The organism is Streptomyces alkaliterrae, assembly GCF_007097205.2.
In the GTDB taxonomy this organism is placed as follows: domain Bacteria; phylum Actinomycetota; class Actinomycetes; order Streptomycetales; family Streptomycetaceae; genus Streptomyces; species Streptomyces alkaliterrae.
Map to the genome: position 1 here is coordinate 1 of NZ_VJYK02000584.1, position 1325 is coordinate 1325.

General features: G+C 74.3%; 2 protein-coding genes. Both read right to left on the bottom strand.

What is annotated here, in order from left to right; translation table 11 throughout:
- Positions 1-698: chorismate-binding protein (locus FNX44_RS26920; protein WP_323369689.1), on the bottom strand; the 698-nt coding region annotated here is incomplete at its 3' end.
- Entirely contained in the window at positions 695-1324 is a 630-nt protein-coding gene (locus tag FNX44_RS26925; protein ID WP_143651574.1) for an isochorismatase family protein, read from the bottom strand. The genes FNX44_RS26925 and FNX44_RS26920, both read right to left, overlap by 4 nt.
- Position 1325: the final 1 nt, after the last annotated feature.

The following is a 1325-nucleotide window of genomic DNA, read 5'->3' on the forward strand; positions in this document are numbered from 1 at the left end:
CCGCCGGGCGGGTAGCGGTAGGTGCCGCTGATCGGGTTCATGACCGCCGTGCCGTCGCGCACGCTGACGTGCCGCTCGGGGGTGGCGCCGAGCAGCACCCGGTCACCGGTGTGGACGAGGAACGTCCAGTAGGCGCCGGTCTCGCGTTCCAGCAGCCGGCGGAAGAAGGACAGCGCGCCCACCGCGGAGAAGCCCGGCAGCCAGGCGGTGAAGGACCGCTTGATGACGAAGTTGGCGCCCTCGCCGCCGCCTATCTCCTCGTCGACGACTCGGCGCACGATACGCGCGTACTCCTCGTCGTCGAGGTCGAACCCTCCCCGGTCGACCTTGACGGGCTCGTTCGGCAGCCGGGCCAGCGCGGCGGACAGCGGCAGCGTCTGCTGCTCGGCGACCCGCAGCGCGACCAGCGGGGTGCCGTCGTCGTGCACGTCGAACCCCCGCTCGGCGAGCTGCCGGTAGGGCACGAGGGCGAGCAGTTCGTGCCGGCCGGCGGGGCCCGCGGCGGGCTCCTCGGACAGCGGGAGGTCGGCGAGCGTCGCGCAGGTCGTCGTCTCGCCGAGCAGGACCTCCAGGGCGTGCGGATCGGCCGCCTCGGGGCGGTGCAGCAGGGCGAACACCGGCGCGGTGCCGTCCAGCACCCGGCCGAGCGGGTCGGCGGCCGGTCGCCGGACGGTGGTGGCGCGGTCGAGGTCGGTCACGGCAGCTCCCCGGCCGTCGCCGCCTCCAGCGACCCGCACAGCTCCGCGCAGCCCACCACCGCCGCGCAGCGCTGCGCGGCGTACTCCAGCGCCATCCGGTGGTGCTCGGCGGAGAAGTCGGCGACGGCGTCCGCGACCAGGAACGGCTGGATGTCGTGGCTGAACGCGTCGACGGCGGTCATCAGCACGCCGACGTGCGCGTATACGCCGCACAGCACCAGCTGGTCGCGGCCGGCGGCGCGCATCCGCTCCAGCAGCCCGCTGCGGAAGAACGCGCTGTACCGCCACTTGGTGAACGTCCAGTCCTCCGGGCCCGGTTCCAGACCCTCCACGACCCGGCGGTGCTCGGCCGAGGTGCGCATGCCGGGGCCCCAGAAGTCGGCGAGCAGGCCGCGTTCCTCCGGTGTCATACCGCCGGGCTGCGCGGTGTAGGCGACGGGCACGCCGAGTTCGGCGCACGTCCCGCGCAGCCGTGCGGCGTTGCTCAACAGCTGGGCGCGAGGCGGTTGTTCGGCGGGGAACGGGCGAAGGAAGTACTCCTGCATGTCGTGGACGAGGAGCACGGCCCGCCTCGGGTCCGCCCGCCAGTCGACGACCGGGGCGGGGAGTTCGTCCGGTCGGGGCAGG